The organism is Streptomyces sp. NPDC057682 (assembly GCF_042799575.1).
GTDB lineage: Bacteria > Actinomycetota > Actinomycetes > Streptomycetales > Streptomycetaceae > Streptomyces.
On the sequence record NZ_JBHVIN010000013.1, the window covers coordinates 43,422 to 59,115 of the forward strand.

At 71.4% G+C, this 15,694-nt stretch carries 15 protein-coding genes; 8 read left to right on the forward strand and 7 right to left on the reverse strand.

Annotation, left to right across the window (positions count from 1 at the left end; genetic code table 11):
• Positions 1-43: 43 nt before the first annotated feature.
• Positions 44-706, reverse strand: coding sequence for a hypothetical protein (locus tag ACFVDM_RS23570; protein ID WP_383643375.1), 663 nt, complete (start codon positions 704-706; stop codon positions 44-46).
• Positions 699-1,478, reverse strand: coding sequence for an alpha/beta hydrolase (locus ACFVDM_RS23575; RefSeq protein WP_383643378.1), 780 nt, complete (start codon positions 1,476-1,478; stop codon positions 699-701). The genes ACFVDM_RS23570 and ACFVDM_RS23575 overlap by 8 nt, the downstream gene beginning before the upstream one ends.
• Before the next feature lie 185 nt (positions 1,479-1,663).
• Here ACFVDM_RS23575 and ACFVDM_RS23580 point away from each other — a divergent pair, with 185 nt between their 5' ends.
• From ACFVDM_RS23580 to ACFVDM_RS23600, 5 genes are all read left to right on the forward strand, one after another.
• Complete coding sequence (locus tag ACFVDM_RS23580; protein WP_383643380.1) at positions 1,664-2,425, forward strand: lysophospholipid acyltransferase family protein; 762 nt, start codon at positions 1,664-1,666, stop codon at positions 2,423-2,425.
• A 39-nt stretch (positions 2,426-2,464) separates the two neighbouring features.
• Positions 2,465-3,697 (forward strand): MacS family sensor histidine kinase, encoded by a 1,233-nt coding sequence (gene macS, locus ACFVDM_RS23585; protein WP_383643383.1) that lies wholly within the window; start codon positions 2,465-2,467, stop codon positions 3,695-3,697.
• Entirely contained in the window at positions 3,694-4,389 is a 696-nt protein-coding gene (locus ACFVDM_RS23590) for a response regulator (protein ID WP_383643387.1), read from the forward strand. The genes macS and ACFVDM_RS23590 overlap by 4 nt, the downstream gene beginning before the upstream one ends.
• A 125-nt stretch (positions 4,390-4,514) precedes the next feature.
• Positions 4,515-5,543, forward strand: a complete 1,029-nt coding sequence (locus tag ACFVDM_RS23595; protein ID WP_383643390.1) for a 6-phosphofructokinase — start codon at positions 4,515-4,517, stop codon at positions 5,541-5,543.
• A 117-nt stretch (positions 5,544-5,660) separates the two neighbouring features.
• Positions 5,661-6,659 (forward strand): 2-hydroxyacid dehydrogenase, encoded by a 999-nt coding sequence (locus ACFVDM_RS23600; RefSeq protein ID WP_383643393.1) that lies wholly within the window; start codon positions 5,661-5,663, stop codon positions 6,657-6,659.
• 21 nt (positions 6,660-6,680) lie between these two features.
• Here the strand turns inward: ACFVDM_RS23600 and ACFVDM_RS23605 are convergent, their stop codons facing one another.
• The 3 genes from ACFVDM_RS23605 to ACFVDM_RS23615 all read right to left on the reverse strand — a co-directional run bounded on the left by ACFVDM_RS23605 (position 6,681) and on the right by ACFVDM_RS23615 (position 11,607).
• Complete coding sequence (locus ACFVDM_RS23605; RefSeq protein WP_383643396.1) at positions 6,681-8,573, reverse strand: anthranilate synthase family protein; 1,893 nt, start codon at positions 8,571-8,573, stop codon at positions 6,681-6,683.
• Positions 8,574-8,679: 106 nt separating this feature from the next.
• Entirely contained in the window at positions 8,680-8,787 is a 108-nt protein-coding gene (locus tag ACFVDM_RS23610) for a trp operon leader peptide (protein WP_383643399.1), read from the reverse strand.
• A gap of 39 nt (positions 8,788-8,826) precedes the next feature.
• The gene (locus ACFVDM_RS23615; RefSeq protein ID WP_383643402.1) at positions 8,827-11,607 is read right to left on the reverse strand and encodes an N-acetylmuramoyl-L-alanine amidase; all 2,781 of its coding nucleotides are present in this window, start codon (positions 11,605-11,607) and stop codon (positions 8,827-8,829) included.
• A gap of 150 nt (positions 11,608-11,757) precedes the next feature.
• Here ACFVDM_RS23615 and ACFVDM_RS23620 point away from each other — a divergent pair, with 150 nt between their 5' ends.
• Both ACFVDM_RS23620 and ACFVDM_RS23625 read left to right on the forward strand, forming a co-directional pair.
• A complete protein-coding gene (locus ACFVDM_RS23620; protein WP_383643405.1) occupies positions 11,758-13,110 on the forward strand; it encodes a class II 3-deoxy-7-phosphoheptulonate synthase in 1,353 nt (450 codons plus the stop codon).
• A 160-nt stretch (positions 13,111-13,270) separates the two neighbouring features.
• Positions 13,271-13,546 carry a bacterioferritin-associated ferredoxin gene (locus ACFVDM_RS23625; RefSeq protein WP_383643408.1) on the forward strand — a complete coding sequence of 92 codons (276 nt, stop codon included), beginning with the start codon at positions 13,271-13,273 and terminating at the stop codon, positions 13,544-13,546.
• 11 nt (positions 13,547-13,557) lie between these two features.
• On the opposite strand, the gene bfr is transcribed toward ACFVDM_RS23625, so the two are convergent.
• Positions 13,558-14,037, reverse strand: coding sequence for a bacterioferritin (bfr, locus tag ACFVDM_RS23630; protein ID WP_383643411.1), 480 nt, complete (start codon positions 14,035-14,037; stop codon positions 13,558-13,560).
• 154 nt (positions 14,038-14,191) lie between these two features.
• Between bfr and ACFVDM_RS23635 the strand changes: the two genes are divergently transcribed.
• The gene (locus ACFVDM_RS23635) at positions 14,192-14,824 is read left to right on the forward strand and encodes a sulfite oxidase-like oxidoreductase (RefSeq protein WP_383643414.1); all 633 of its coding nucleotides are present in this window, start codon (positions 14,192-14,194) and stop codon (positions 14,822-14,824) included.
• Between the two features lie 9 nt (positions 14,825-14,833).
• On the opposite strand, the gene ACFVDM_RS23640 is transcribed toward ACFVDM_RS23635, so the two are convergent.
• Positions 14,834-15,691 (reverse strand): deoxyribonuclease IV, encoded by an 858-nt coding sequence (locus tag ACFVDM_RS23640; RefSeq protein WP_383643417.1) that lies wholly within the window; start codon positions 15,689-15,691, stop codon positions 14,834-14,836.
• Positions 15,692-15,694: the final 3 nt, after the last annotated feature.

The window sequence follows — 15,694 nt, forward strand, 5'->3', positions numbered from 1 at the left end:
CCGGCCCGCGTGCCGCACGGACCGCCCGGCGACGTGCCCGGTCTCAGACCACCGCGCCGCGGCCCGGGTCGTCCCCGTCCTCGTCGTCCGGGTCCATCCTCGCGACCAGCGTGACGAATCCGCCCAGGAAGCCGCCGACGCCCACGGTCGTCAGCCACCAGGTCATCTCCCAGCGCAGGAGCACCGCGAGCAGCAGCAGGACCGGCCCGCCCACCACCGCGAGCCAGGCGAACTTCGAGGTGACGTCGGCCTCCGGCAGCGGCGGCGGCTCCGGCGGCACGAAGTGCCCCTCGTCCTCGCCGTCGAGGTCGTTCTCCCCGGGCTCGGCCGGCTCGTAGTCGCGCGGGCCGACGCCGGGGGCGAAGACGACGGAGCTGCCGAGCGGCTTCTCCGGGGGCCGGGGCGCGCTCTTGCCGAGGCCCTTGTCCGGGGCCGGGTCGACGGGGTCCTCCGGCAGGGCGAGGTCCTCCACCGAGCGGAACGGCCGGGCGCCCGGCGGGTCCGGCGGCTCCTCGCCGTATCCCGCGACGATCGCCTTCCAGGCGGCCTCCTCGTCGATCCCGCGCTCCGGTCCGTCGGCCGGGGCCGGGTCGGCGGGCGGGGCCGCCGGGGCGCCGCCCTCCTCGTCGGGCACGGCCGCTCCCGCGGCGTGGAGCGGCTCCCGCTCCTCCTCGCTGCCTGTGCGCTCCGCGTCGTGCTCAGCCACCGGACGTGCTCCCCTTCTTCCCGAGGCTCGGCGCGAGGCGGCCGATGAACGAGACGCTCTCGTCGAAGATCCGCTCCGCATCATGGTCCAACGTCGCGACGTGGTAGCTCTGTTCCAGCAGGATCTCCTCGACGTCCGTGGAGGAGATCCGGCTCAGGATGCGGACGGTGTCGGCGGGCGGCACCACATGGTCCCGGCGGCTGTGGAGCAGCAGGACGGGCTGGGTGACCTGGGGCAGCTCCGTGTCGACCAGCCGGAAGAAATTGCGCACCGAATGCGCGGCGTGCAGCGGTACCCGGTCGTAGCCCGTCTCCTGAACGCCCTCCTTCGCGATGTCGCTCGCCAGCCCCTTCGTCGTCCGCACCAGATGGCGGGCGACCGGCAGCGCGTACGCCGAGAGGCCGTGCACCTTGTTGGCCGGGTTGACCAGCACCAGACCCGCGACCGCGTCCCCGTACCGCGCGGCGAGGCGCAGGGCGAGCGCGCCGCCCATGGACAGACCGAAGACGAAGACCTGCTCGCACCGCTCCAGCAGCGCCCGCAGTTCCCGGTCCACCTCCGCGTACCAGTCCTGCCAGCCGGTGATCTGCATGTCCTCCCAGCGCGTGCCGTGCCCCGGCAGCAGCGGCAGCGAGACCGTGAACCCGCGCGCGGCCAGATGGTCGGCCCAGGGGCGCAGCGACTGCGGGGAGCCGGTGAAGCCGTGGCAGAGAAGGACGCCGACCTCTCCGCCCTCGTGGCGGAACGGCTCGGCTCCAGGAAGGACCGGCACCGGGGTCTCCTGTTCGTGAGGCTCGGAGGGGAGCGGAAGGGGGAGTGCGGAAGGATTACTTCACCGTACGCGACCGGGCCGACACCGACCAGGGCCGTCACCGGGCGGGGTGCGGGGCGCCGCGCCAGGGCCCCGGACGCGCCACGGGTTAGGGTCTGTCGGACAGCACACAGGAGGCACCCGAGTTGATCTACGGCGCTATGAAGTTCTCCATCGGCGGGTCCCTGAAGCTCGCCTTCCGGCCGTGGGTGGAGGGCCTGGAGAACATTCCCGCGCAGGGCCCCGCGATCCTCGCCTCCAACCATCTGTCGTTCTCCGACTCGTTCTTCCTGCCGGCCGTGCTGGACCGCAAGGTCACCTTCATCGCCAAGGCCGAGTACTTCACCTCGCCCGGCGTGAAGGGCCGGCTGACCGCCGCCTTCTTCAAGGGCGTCGGCCAGCTCCCGGTGGACCGCTCCGGGGTGCGCGGGGCCGGGGAGGCGGCGATCAGGGCCGGGATCGAGGTCATCGAGAGCGGCGGGCTGTTCGGCATCTACCCGGAGGGGACGCGCTCGCCCGACGGGCGGCTCTACCGGGGCAAGCCCGGCGGACTGGCCCGGGTGGCGCTCGCGACCGGGGCGCCCGTCGTCCCCGTCGCGATGATCGACACCGAGAAGATCCAGCCGCCCGGCCAGGTCGTGCCCCGGCTGATGCGCCCCGGGATCAGGATCGGCACGCCCCTCGACTTCAGCCGCTACCACGGCATGGAGGGCGACCGCTTCATCCTGCGCTCGCTCACCGACGAGGTGATGTACGAGATCATGAAGCTCTCGGGCCAGGAGTACGTCGACATCTACGCGACCGCGGCCAAGCGGCGGATCGCGGACGAGGCGAAGCGACGGGCCGAGGCCGCGAAGAAGGGCCCCTCGGGTCCGGGGGGCACGGAGACGGACCGCGACGACGCCTGAGGGCGCGCGGGTCCGCCGGGGGTGGGGGAGAACACCAGCATGGTCAAACGCGTACGCGTGGTGCGGATGTCGGTCGAGCAGCCGTTGTGGCGCGCCCTGACGGCGTACCGCGTCCTGACGATGCTCTACGCGGTCCTGCTCTCCGTCTTCGGACGCGAGAAGTACGACCGCCCCTGGGTCGCCGTCGCCTTCCTCGCCGCGATGGTGGTGTGGACGCTGGCCACCCTGCCGCGGGTGGCGAGCGCCGCGGCCTGCACCAAACGCTTCCTGGGCGCCGACCTGACGGTGGCGCTCGTGGGCATCCTGATCACCCCGCTCGCCGACTTCGAGGCCCAGCACGTGGACGGCACCACGCTGCCGTCCATCTGGACCGCGGGCTCCGTCCTGGCCTTCGCGATCAAGGGCGGCTGGCGGTGGGCGGCCTTCGCCTCCAGCCTCGTCGCCGTCGCCAACCTCATCGAGCGGGCCGAGCCCAGCCGCGACACCCTCCACAACGTCCTGCTGGTCTGGGTCGCCTCCATCGCCATCGGGTACGTCGTCGAGGTGGCCCGCGCCAGTGAGCGCACCCTCGCCCGAGCCCTGGAGATCGAGGCCGCCACCCGCGAACGGGAGCGCCTGGCCCGGGACATCCACGACGGCGTGCTCCAGGTCCTGGCCATGGTGCAGCGGCGCGGCGCGGCCCTCGGCGGCGAGGCGGCCGAGCTGGGCCGGATGGCCGGGGAGCAGGAGATCGCCCTGCGTTCCCTGGTCTCCAGTGGCCTGGTCCCGCCCACCCGGCTCTCCGAGGACGCGGCCGAGGGTGCCGTCGTCCGGACCGTCGAGACGGACGACGAGGAGGACGGCCCCGGCGCGGCCGGGGAGACCGATCTGCGGTCGCTGCTCGCCCCGCACGCCGGATCCCGGGTGACGTTCTCCGAGCCGGGCGCCCCGGTGCCGCTGCCCGCGGCGGCCGCCGCGGAGCTGGCGGCGGCGGTGGGCGCGGCCCTGGACAATGTGCGGGTGCACGCGGGGGAGGACGCCCGCGCGTGGATCCTGGTCGAGGACTGGCCGGACGAGGTGATCGTCACGGTCCGGGACGACGGGCCCGGCATCCCGGAGGGGCGGCTCGCCCAGGCCGAGGGCGAGGGCCGGATGGGCGTCGCCCTGTCGATCCGGGGCCGGCTGCGGGATCTGGGCGGCACGGCAGAACTGATCTCGGTGCCCGGCCAGGGCACCGAGGTCGAACTGAAGGTTCCGAGAACGGCACGGGGGAAGGCGGAGAAGACCCGATGAACGCGGTGAACGACGAGGGCGCCGAGGCGCGGCGGCCGATCAGGGTGATGGTGGTCGACGACCATCCGATGTGGCGGGACGCCGTCGCCCGCGATCTGACGGAGTCGGGCTTCGACGTGGTCGCGACGGCCGGCGACGGCCCGCAGGCGGTGCGCAGGGCCGGGGCCGTCACGCCCGACGTCCTGGTCCTGGACCTCAATCTGCCCGGGATGCCGGGCGTCCAGGTCTGCAAGGAGCTGGTCGGCTCGCAGCCGGGGCTGCGGGTCCTGGTGCTCTCCGCCAGCGGGGAGCACGCCGACGTGCTGGAGGCGGTGAAGTCCGGGGCCACCGGCTATCTGCTGAAGTCGGCCAGCACCCAGGAGCTGACCGAGGCGGTCCGCTCCACCGCCGCGGGCGATCCGGTCTTCACCCCCGGCCTCGCCGGTCTCGTCCTCGGCGAGTACCGCAGACTGGCCTCCGAACCCGCGCCCGCCGCCCCGGACGAGCCCAAGGCCCCGCAGCTCACCGACCGGGAGACCGAGGTCCTGCGGCTGGTCGCCAAGGGGCTCTCGTACAAGCAGATCGCCGAACGGCTCGTCATCTCGCACCGCACCGTGCAGAACCACGTCCAGAACACCCTGGGCAAGCTCCAGCTGCACAACCGGGTGGAGCTGGTGCGGTACGCGATCGAACGCGGCCTGGACGACGCCTAGGGGTGCCATGATCGTCAGTCAGTTTCCGTGCCGGGGAAGGGAATTGACCGTCCCGACCGTCCCGGAGTGAGCTGCGTCACCTTAGCGTGGTGAGGAACGGGCTCACTTCGACGAAGGGACGCTCCATGAGGGTCGGAGTACTGACCGGGGGCGGCGACTGCCCCGGGCTCAACGCGGTGATGCGCGCCCTCGTCCGCAAGGGCGTGCAGGAGTACGGCTACGAGTTCATCGGATTCCGGGACGGCTGGCGCGGGGTGCTGGACGACGAGACGGTCCCGCTCCCCATCCCGGCGGTGCGCGGCATCCTGCCGCGCGGCGGCACCATCATCGGCTCCTCGCGCACCAACCCCCTCAAGGCGGAGGACGGAGTGGCCCGGGTCCGCGCCACCCTGGCCGCGCACGGGGTCGGCGCGCTCGTCACGATCGGCGGCGAGGACACCCTCGGGGTGGCCGCCACCCTCTCGGACACGTACGGCATCCCCTGCGTCGGCGTGCCCAAGACCATCGACAACGACCTGTCCGCCACCGACTACACCTTCGGCTTCGACACGGCCGTCGGCATCGCCACCGAGGCCATCGACCGGCTGCACACCACCGCCGAGTCCCATAGGCGGGTCCTCGTCGTCGAGGTGATGGGCCGGCACGCCGGCTGGATCGCCCTGCACTCGGGGCTGGCCGGCGGGGCCAACGTCATCCTCATCCCGGAACAGCGCTTCGACCTCGACCAGGTCTGCGCCTGGGTCACCTCCCGCTTCCGCGCCACGTACGCGCCCATCGTCGTGGTCGCCGAGGGCGCCGCCCCCGCCGAGGGGGAGGTCGTCCTCAAGGACGGCTCGCAGGACTCCTTCGGCCATGTCCGCCTCTCCGGCGTCGGCGAGTGGCTGGCCAAGGAGATCGAGAACCGCACCGGCAAGGAGGCCAGGACCACCGTGCTCGGCCACGTCCAGCGCGGCGGCACCCCCAGCGCGTTCGACCGCTGGCTGGCCACCCGCTTCGGACTCCACGCCGCCGACGCCGTGCACGACGGCGACTTCGGCACCATGGTCGCCCTGCGCGGCACCCACATCGTGCGGGTGCCGATCGCGGAGGCCACCGCCCGGCTCAAGACCGTCGACCCGGCGCTCTACGCGGAGGCCGGGGTCTTCTTCGGCTGAGCGGCGGACGGAGCGGCCCGGCCGTATATTCGCGAGGAACGGACCGGCCGGGACCGGTCGCGCACCTCGCTGCGCGACCGGCCCGGCACCCCGCCCGCAGCCGTCACGGGAGACATCGTGGAGATCCTGGCCTTCGGAGTGCAGTCCGACGAGAAGCCGCTGATCGAGAAGGCCTTCGCCGGGAAGCACGAGGTGCACTGCCTGGACGTCTTCCTGAACCAGGACACCGCGCCCATCGCGGCCGGCCACGAGATCATCTCCACCAGCGTCAACGCCGATCTGGGCGCCCGGGTCCTGCAGACCCTCGCCGCCGGCGGCACCCAGATGATCGCCCAGCGCTCCACCGGCTTCAACAACATCGACCTGGACGTCGCCGAACGGCTCGCGCTGCGCGTCGCCCGGGTCTCGTACTACTCCCCGTACTCGGTCGCCGAGTTCGCCTGGACCCTCGCCATGGCGGTCAACCGCCGCGTGGTCCGCGCCACCACCCGCACCCGGGACTTCGACTTCCGCCTCGACGGCCTCCTCGGCCGGGACATGCGCGGCCGCACCGTCGGCGTCGTCGGCACCGGCAAGATCGGCGAGGCCTTCACCCGGATCGCCCACGGCTTCGGCATGAATCTGCTCGGCTGGGACGTCGCGGAGAACCCCGCCTGCGTCGAGCTGGGCATGCGCTACGTCGGCAAGGACGAACTGTTCGCGGAGTCCGACCTGATCAGCCTGCACGTCCCGCTGCTGCCCTCCACCCACCACATCATCGGCCGGGAGGCGCTGGCCCGGATGAAGGACGACGCGATCCTCGTCAACTCCAGCCGCGGCGGCCTCGTCGACTCCAAGGCCCTCGTCGAGGAACTGCGGGCCGGACGCTTCCTCGGTGTGGGACTCGACGTGTACGAGGCCGAGGCCGGGCTCTTCTTCGTCGACCGCTCCCTCAAGGGCGTCGACGACGACACCCTGGCCCGGCTCGTCACCTTCCCGAACGTCCTGGTCACCTCGCACCAGGCGTACTACACCGAGGACGCCGTCGGCCAGATCGTCGACGCCACCGTCCGCAACGTCGACGACTACCTGGCCGGCCGCCGCAGCGAGAACGTGCTGGTCCCCGCCGCGCCCTGAGCCGGGCGCGGCGGGCACCGCTCAGCCGCGCACCGGCAGCCCGGCCAGCAGTTCGGCCACGATCACCGAACCGCGCAGCGTCAGCACCGACTCCGGGTGGAACTGCACCGAGGCGAAGCCCCCGCCGCGCAGCGCGTGCAGCTCCCCGCTCGCCGCGTCCCGGCTGACCTCCACCCCGCGCGCCGCCAGCCCGGCGGCCTCCGCGTCGTCGCACCGCGCCGTGAAGCTGTTGTAGAACCCCACGGTCTCCGCCCGGCCGAACAGGTCGATCCGGGTCTGCGCGCCCTGGTACGGCACCGCCTTGCGCACGATGTCCAGGCCCAGCTCCGCCGCGATCAGCTCATGGCCCAGGCACACCCCGAGCAGTCCGTGGCGGTGCTCCCGGACCAGCTCCGCGGCCAGCTCCCGCAGCAGCGCCATCTTCGGGTCCGTCCGGTCACCGGGATCGCCCGGACCCGGGCCCAGCACGACCGGCCCCTCGTGCGCCCGCACCGCCGCGCGCAGCCCCGGCGCGTCGTAGCGGACCACCGTCACCTCCAGGCCCGAGGCCCGCAGCACATGGCCGAGCATCGAGGTGAAGGTGTCCTCGCCGTCGACCACCAGCGCGTGTCCGCCCAGCGTGTCCGCCCGCTCCTGCATCCGCAGCCAGAACGGGGCCAGCCCCTCGCGCCGGGCGTCCAGCGCGGCCCGCACCCGCGGATCGTCGGCCAGCAGCGGACGCGCCTCCTCCTCGCGCGGCCGGCCCGGCCGCACCCCGAGCGCGGTGAGCACCCCGGCCGCCTTGGCATGGGTCTCGGCGACCTCGCTCTCCGGGTCGGAGTGGCGCACCAGCGTCGCCCCGACCGGCACCCGCAGCTCGCCCCGGGCCGAGATGTCCGCCGTCCGGATCAGGATCGGCGAGTCCAGCGTCTGCGCCCCGTCGGGACCCTGGCGCAGCAGCGCGAGGGCGCCCGCGTAGTAGCCCCGCCCGCCGTCCTCGTACCGCTCGATGACCCGGCAGGCGTTCTGCACCGGCGAGCCCGTGACGGTCGCCGCGAACATCGTCTCCTTCAGCACCTCGCGCATGTCCAGCGAACTGCGTCCGCGCAACTCGTACTCCGTGTGCGCGAGATGGGCCATCTCCTTGAGCCGGGGGCCGATCACCACCCCGCCCATGTCGCCGACGGTGCACATCATCTTGAGTTCCTCGTCGACCACCATGGAGAGTTCCTCGGTCTCCTTGCGGTCGCCCAGGAAGGCCAGCAGGTTCTCGGCGGTCGGGCCCTCGGCCGGGTAGCGGTAGGTGCCGCTGATCGGATTCATCACGACCGTCCCGCCCGACATCCGCACATGCACCTCGGGGCTGGCCCCGACCAGCGTCCTCTCCCCGGTGTGCACCACGAACGTCCAGTACGCCCCCCGCTCACCGGCCAGCAGCCGCCGGAACAGCGCCAGCGCGTCCGCCCGGCCGAAGCCCGGGATCTCGCCCCGGAAGGTGCGCCGGATGACGAAGTTGGCGCCCTCGCCCCGGCCGATCTCGTCCTCGATGACCCGCCGCACGGTCTGCGCGTACTCCCCGTCCGGCACGTCGAACGCGCCGCCCTCCACCCGCACCTCGTGGCGGGGGAGCAGGGCCAGCACCTCGCCCAGCGGCAGGACGTGGCTCTCGTCGGCGACCAGCACGGAGAGCGGGGTGCCGTCGTCGCGGACGTCGAAACCGCGCTCGGCGATCTGCCGGAAGGGCACCAGGGCGAGCGAGGGGCGCTCGCCCACCGGGATGTCGGCCAGCCGGCCGGCCTCGTGCACCCGGCCGATCAGCACCTCGACGGTGTCGTGGTCGTGGCCGGGGGTGCGCCTGCGCAGCAGGGCGAAGGGCGGGCAGTCGTCGCTCAGCAGCCGGTCGATGAGCGTCCGGGGCGTCGTGTGCGGTGCCATGAGGAGTGTTCCTTCCACGGGGATCGGGTGATCTGCTGGGAGGAACGGCCCCGTGGACACGGAAAAGGCCGCCCCTCGGGCGGCCTGTGCGTCGGTGTACGCGCGATCAGTGGGCCGCCGGATGAGCGGTCCACCACCAGTTACGGGTCGAGTGCGCGAACATGGCGGAACCATAACCCATGAAGCACGCGGGAGGGGCCCCGTTCCACCCCATGGGCGGAACGGGGCCCCTCCGTGGCCGGTCCGAGGCGGGTCAGACCAGCGAGTTGTAGATGTTCCAGCCGCCGCCGACGCGCGCCATGGGCGCGAACGGCTTGGTCGCGTCACCGGTCGAGCGGTAGTACCAGAGCACGCCGTCCTTGTCCCGGGCGATCAGGTCCGGAATGCCGTCGCGGTTCAGGTCGCTCGGGCCCAGCAGGTCCTTGAAGACCCCCCAGCCCTTGCCGATCTGGGTGCGCGTGGCGTACGGGGCGGTGGCGCTGCCGGTGCCCTTGTAGAGCCACAGCACGCCGTCCTTGTCCCGGGCCACCAGGTCCGCCTTGCCGTCACCGGTCAGATCGCCGGTGGAGACCAGGGTGTTGTACACGCCCCAGCCGCCGCCGACCTTCGCCTTGGTCGCGAAGGGCTTCGCCGGGTCGCCGGTGCCCTGGTAGTACCAGAGCACGTTGGAGCCGTCGCGGGCGATCAGATCGGCCTTCCCGTCACCGTTCAGGTCGCGGGCGCCCCAGATGCCGTTGTAGACGCCCCAGCCGCCGCCGACCTTCAGCCGGGTCTGGAAGGGCTTGCTCGGGTTGTTGCCGGCCCGGTAGTACCAGAGGTACCCACTCGTGTCCCGGGCCACGATGTCACCCGTGCCATCGGCCCGCAGCGCCGTCATCGCGGTCATCGCGTTGTAGGCCTGCCAGCCGGGACCCACCCGGAAGCGGGTGAAGAACGGCGCGGTGGCGCTGCCGGTGCCCTGGTACTGCCAGAGGACACCGGACGCGTCGCGGCCCAGGATGTTGTACCGGTTGGTCCCGGCGTCCGGACCGACGCTCGTGGCGGTCTCGACGTCGCTGGCCTTCACCCACGCCATGCGGTGGTTGTAGCGGATCGGCAGATAGCCGGTCGCGCCGATCACGTTCTGCTGGACGGAGCCGAACCAGTCGTCGCCCTTCACCTCGGTGCCGCCCAGCGCGTACGCCTGGCCCGCGGGCAGGGTGTACTTCGTCAGGTAGTCCGGGTTGTCCGTCGGGGCCTCCAGCTTGGCGGCCGTGTAGGCGGCCGTCTCCGGGTAGGACCGGCCGTAGATCCGGACCGTCACCCCGGCCTTGGCCTTCACCATGCGCGGGCCCGCCGCGAGCGGCGCGGTGTACTGGCCGCCCGGGTTGTGGAACCAGCCCTTCTTGCCGCCGTACCAGATGGCCGTCCAGTCGCTCCGCGCCTCGGCGACGACGTAGGTGTCGCCCGCGCGGACCTTGTTGCCCCAGTTCGAGCCCTCGCTCCACAGGGACGTGAAGTACGGGTCGGTCAGCGTGGCCGCGGTGGTCGACGGCGAGGTGTAGAGGTAGCCGAAGTTCGCCGGCCGCGAGCCGACCGCCTTGGTGCCGTACGTCAGCTTCGGCTGGTTGGCCGTGGTGAACGGCGGCACCACCCGGACGACCTGCCCCGCCTTGACGGGGCCGCCGGCACCCTCGGCGCCGGTCGGGGCGCCCATCAGGCCCATGAAGTGGTTCCAGTCCCAGTACGGGCCCGGGTCCCAGTGCGTGCCCGAGATGTTCCGGTCCAGCTGAACGGGCACCTCGTCGTGGCCGATGATGTGCTCACGGTCCAGCGGGATGCCGTACTTCTGCGCCAGGAACTTCACCAGGGCCGAGGTCGACTCGTACTGCGACTCGCTGTACCAGCTGCCCTCCTTGATGGCGTAGCCCTCGTGCTCCACGCCGATGGAGTGCATGTTCAGGGTCCAGTTGCCCGCGTGCCACGCCAGGTCCTTGTTCTCGACCATCTGCGTGACCAGGCCGTCCGAGGCGCGCACCAGGTAGTTCGCGCTCGCGGCGGTCTCGGGGTTCGTGAGCGTGGACAGCGAGCTGGCGTAGTCGCCCTCGGTGTCGTGGATCACGATCTGCCGGATGTCGACGCCCTGGGCGGGCCGCACGGCGGGGGTGTAGCCCCGCTTGCCCGTGCTCGACGTCTTGGCCTGGACGAAGTTGCAGTTCAGACCGGCCGGGCACTCGGGCGTCGGGACCGCGGCGGTGCTCGCGAAGCTCGCGGCCAGCGGCACGTTCGCCGGCTTGACCGGCTGGACGGCGGGGGCGGCCGGCAGCGAGACCTGCTGGCCGTCCTGGGTGAGCGCGCTCTCACCGGTGCGGATCGACTCGAAGACGCGCTTCGCGAAGAGGTCGGCGCCCTTCTTGTCCGGCGACTGGCTGAACCGCGCGACCGCCGGGTACCACTGGGCCGGGTCGTCCGACAGGGAGCCCTTCGCGTCGCGCTGGTACTCGGCGAGCAGCGCCGCGCCCGCGCGGATGCTGTCCTCGGCGTCGTTGCGCACGGACTCCGCGTCCGTGTCGATCAGATCGGCCGCCTCGTCCAGCGTGTGCAGCCGGGGGTCGGAGGTGTCGACCGTCTTCTTCGGCAGCGAGCGCAGCGCCTTGGCCGCGTCGAAGGTCTTCTCGATCTCCGGCCGGCCGGACATGTTCATGTGCGCCAGACGTTCCTTGTCGTCCGGCTGCTCCACGTCCTCGGGCGACACACTGGTCAGCCCCATCACGTTGTACGCGCCGCTGGTGCTCGGCTCGCCGTCGTGGCTCTCCCAGCGCGTCTGCCGGTACGAGACCGCCATGAGCACGCTCTGCGGCACATCGAACTCGGACGCCGCGTCCGCGAACTGCTTCTGCAGCTCCGCGCTCGCCGGGACGGCCCTGCCGCCCTTGTCCGTGGAGTCCTGCGAAGCCATGGCGAGCGTGCCGATGGTCGCTGTCGCGACGATCGCGGCCCCCGCCCCGTACAGCAGACGTCTCTTCTTGAGGTCCCTGCGGTGATTGCGCTTCAAAATCCCGCCCCTGTGGTCCACTTGTTCAATTCTGAAAGGTGTGAGGCTAGCAGGGCCGGTTGTGGTCCCCGTCACTGGCCGGTCCGGGTGTCCGTCTCAGCCGTTGAGCATCCGGAAAAACATTGGACGCGACCCCGTAATGTGGGAGCCGTGACCGTGAACGCCAATACCTCCGTCGCCGGTGGCAACACCTGGCGAGACCTTCCCGCGGCGCAGCAGCCCGAGTACCCCGATGCCGAGGCTCTGCGCGATGTACTCGCGGAGCTCGCGTCGTATCCGCCGCTCGTCTTCGCGGGCGAGTGCGACCAGCTGCGTGCCCGTATGGGAGCCGTCGCCAAGGGCGAGGCGTTCCTGTTGCAGGGCGGCGACTGCGCCGAGGCCTTCGACGCCGTGTCGGCCGACCACATCAAGGCCAAGCTGAAGACGCTGCTCCAGATGAGCGCCGTGCTGACGTACGCGGCGGCCGTGCCCGTCGTCAAGGTGGGCCGCATCGCCGGGCAGTACTCCAAGCCGCGCTCCAAGCCCACCGAGACCCGCGACGGCGTGACCCTGCCGACCTACCGCGGCGACTCCGTCAACGGCTTCGCCTTCACCGAGGCGGACCGGGTCCCGGACCCGGAGCGCCTGAAGCGGATGTACCACGCCTCCGCCTCCACGCTGAACCTGGTGCGCGCCTTCACCACCGGCGGCTACGCCGACCTGCGCCAGGTGCACGCCTGGAACCAGGACTTCGTGCGGTCGTCCCCGTCCGGCCAGCGCTACGAGGCCCTGGCCCGCGAGATCGACAACGCGCTGAACTTCATGAAGGCCTGCGGCACCGACCCGGCCGAGTTCAAGGCCGTCGAGTTCTACGCCTCGCACGAGGCGCTGCTGCTCGACTACGAGTCGTCGCTGACCCGCACCGACTCGCGCACCGGCCGGCTCTACGACACCTCGGCCCACATGGTGTGGATCGGTGAGCGCACCCGCCAGATGGACGGCGCGCACATCGAGTTCGCCGCGCAGATCAGCAACCCGATCGGCATCAAGCTCGGCCCGACGAGCACCGTCGAGGAGGCCCTCGGCTACATCGAGCGGCTCGACCCCGACCGCGAGCCCGGCCGGCTGACCTTCGTCGTCCGCATGGGCGCCGACAAGGTCCGCGACAAGCTGCCCGAGCTGGTCGAGAAGGTCACCGCCTCCGGCGCCACCGTCGCCTGGGTGACCGACCCGATGCACGGCAACACCTTCGAGGCCGCCTCCGGCCACAAGACGCGCCGTTTCGACGACGTCCTGGACGAGGTCAAGGGCTTCTTCGAGGTCCACAAGGCCCTCGGCACGCACCCGGGCGGCATCCACGTCGAGCTGACCGGGGACGACGTCACCGAGTGTGTCGGCGGCGGCCACGAGATCTTCGTGGACGACCTCCACCAGCGCTACGAGACGGCCTGCGACCCCCGGCTCAACCGGAGCCAGTCGCTGGACCTGGCCTTCCTCGTCGCCGAGATGTACCGGGACCAGTAGACGGTCACCGAGCGCGGCGCGCGTACGACTGTGGGGCACGGATCGATGTGATCCGTGCCCCACAGGGCATTCCGGGGCTTTTGCGGCTCCCCGCCGCCGGGTAAGGTTAGGTTAGCCTCACCGAGTTCGGGGTGGCCGTTACGATCCGTCCCGCCGGGAGGTGAACCGCGTGTACGTCTGCTCGTGCTTCGGCGTGACGGAGCAGCAGGTCAGGGAGCATGCGGACGCCGGCGCCTGTACGCCGCGCCAGATAGCCTCCGCCAGCAAGGCCGGGACCGACTGCGGCAGCTGCGTCCGCACCATCCAGGCGATGCTCGGCCGGGGCGGCTGTCCGCGCCGCGAGCTCCTGGACGGCAAGCGGGCACCGGGCGGTGCCGCCCCCGTCCCGCAGACGGAATCCGTGCCTCCGCCGCGACCGCTCCCCGAGGCCGCCTGACCCCTCGGGGATCAGCTGTCCGGCTGCTCGATCAGCTGCGCGATGTACAGCGGCTCACCGAGCTTCTCGATCAGCTCCAGCTGGGTGTCGAGATAGTCGATGTGGTGCTCTTCGTCCTCCAGGATCGACTCGAAGATATTGGCGGACGTGATGTCGCCCTTGCCGCGCATCAGCTCGATCCCGCGCTTGAGGCGGTCGATCGCCTCCACCTCGACCTGCCGGTCCGCCTGGAACATCTCGGTGACCGTCTGGCCCACCCGGACATGGAAGAGCCGCTGGTAGTTCGGCAGGCCGTCGAGGAAGAGGATGCGGTCGGTCAGGATCTCCGCGTGCTTCATCTCGTCGAAGGACTCCGAGCGCGTGTACTTCGCGAGCTTGGTCCAGCCGAAGTTCTCCTGCATCTTCGCGTGCAGGAAGTACTGGTTGATGGCCGTCAGCTCGGCGGTCAGCTGTTCGTTCAGGAACTCAAGGACCTCGGGGTCGCCCTGCATCGCAGCGGCTCCTTCCACACGATGGACAAGCAAGTGGGGCGAATCCTCGCACCGTGCCCGGAGGGCGTCCAGTAAGTTCACGCTTACTGCGAGTTGTCCGGAATCGACTCTGCCCTGGTCATGACCACCCCCGCCTGTCTGTCACCATGGAGTCATGGGTCAGCCGGAAAGCCGGGAACACCGCGCACCAGAGCAGTCCGGGCTTCCGCCGGGCCAGCGACTGCAGCGCGGCTGGCCGGTGACCCACTACGGACCGGTGCCCAAGTTCAAACCGGAGCGCTGGGAGTTCCGGGTCTTCGGCGCCACGGCCGACGGCGAGAAGCACTGCTGGAACCACGAGGAGTTCTCCGCCCTGCCGTTCTCCTCGGTGGTCGCCGATCTGCACTGCGTCACCAAGTTCAGCATGATCGGCGCCGAATGGGGCGGGGTCCTCGCCCGCGAGATCCTGGCCCTCGCGCCGCCCGCGCCGCAGGTCACCCATGTGATGGTCTGGGCCGAGTACGGCTTCAGCTCCAACCTCAGGCTCGACGACTTCACCTCGGAGCGGACCCTGTTCGCCACCCACAAGGGCGGTGAACTGCTGACCGCCGAGCACGGCTTCCCGCTCCGGCTGGTCGTTCCGCACCTGTACGCCTGGAAGGGCCCGAAGTGGGTGCGCGGCATCGAGTACATGACCGCCGACCGCCGCGGCTTCTGGGAGGAGCGCGGCTACCACAACATCGGCGATCCCTGGAAGGAACAGCGCTACTCCTACCAGGAGGGGCCGGGCGACGGCCCCGAACTCTGACGGGTCCTGTCAGACCCGTGCGCGCAGTTCCTTGAGGCGGGCCACGTCCGCCGCGTGCCCCTCCTTGCCGCCCGGGGTCTCGATGATCAGCGGCACGTTCTCCGTGGCGGGGTGGGTGAACAGCTCACGGAAGGGTTCCTCGCCGATTCTCCCCGCGCCGATGTTCTCGTGACGGTCCTTGTGGGCGCCGGACACGTCCTTGGAGTCATTGGCGTGGATCAGTTTCAGCCGCCCCTCGCCGACCGTCTCCACCAGCAGGTCCAGCGTCTCCTTCATGCCGCCCGGGGCGGACAGGTCGTGGCCGGCCGCGAAGACGTGGCAGGTGTCCAGGCAGACGCCCAGTTTCGGGTGGGCGTCCAGCGCCTCGAAGTACGGTCCGAAGTCCCGGGTCCGCGAGCAGAGCGAGAAGCCCTGGCCGGCCGTGGACTCCAGGAGCAGGAACGGGTCGTCGTCGTGCGTCAGCTCGTCCAGCAGCGGCCGCATGTGCGTACGCACCTGGGCCAGCGCCTCCTCGCGGGGGCGGCCGTTGGTCGCCGAGCCGGTGTGCACCACGACGCCCAGCGCACCGATCGCGCGCGCCCGGCGCAGTGAGTGGCGCAGCGACTCCACGGACCGCTCCACCGTCTCCGGGGTGTGCGAACCGAAGTTGATCAGGTACGGGGCGTGCACGTACGCCGGCATCCCGGCCTCGGCACACTCCGCCCGGAACGCCTCGTCCTGGGCCGGGGTGCCCGTCGGGGTGGCCCAGCCCCGGGGGTTGGCGACGAAGACCTGGACGGCCTCCGCGCCCATCTCCCGGGCATAGGGGAGGCCGGCCCTGGCGAGGCCGCCGGCCACCGGGACGTGGCCGCCGACGGGGTTGCGCATACG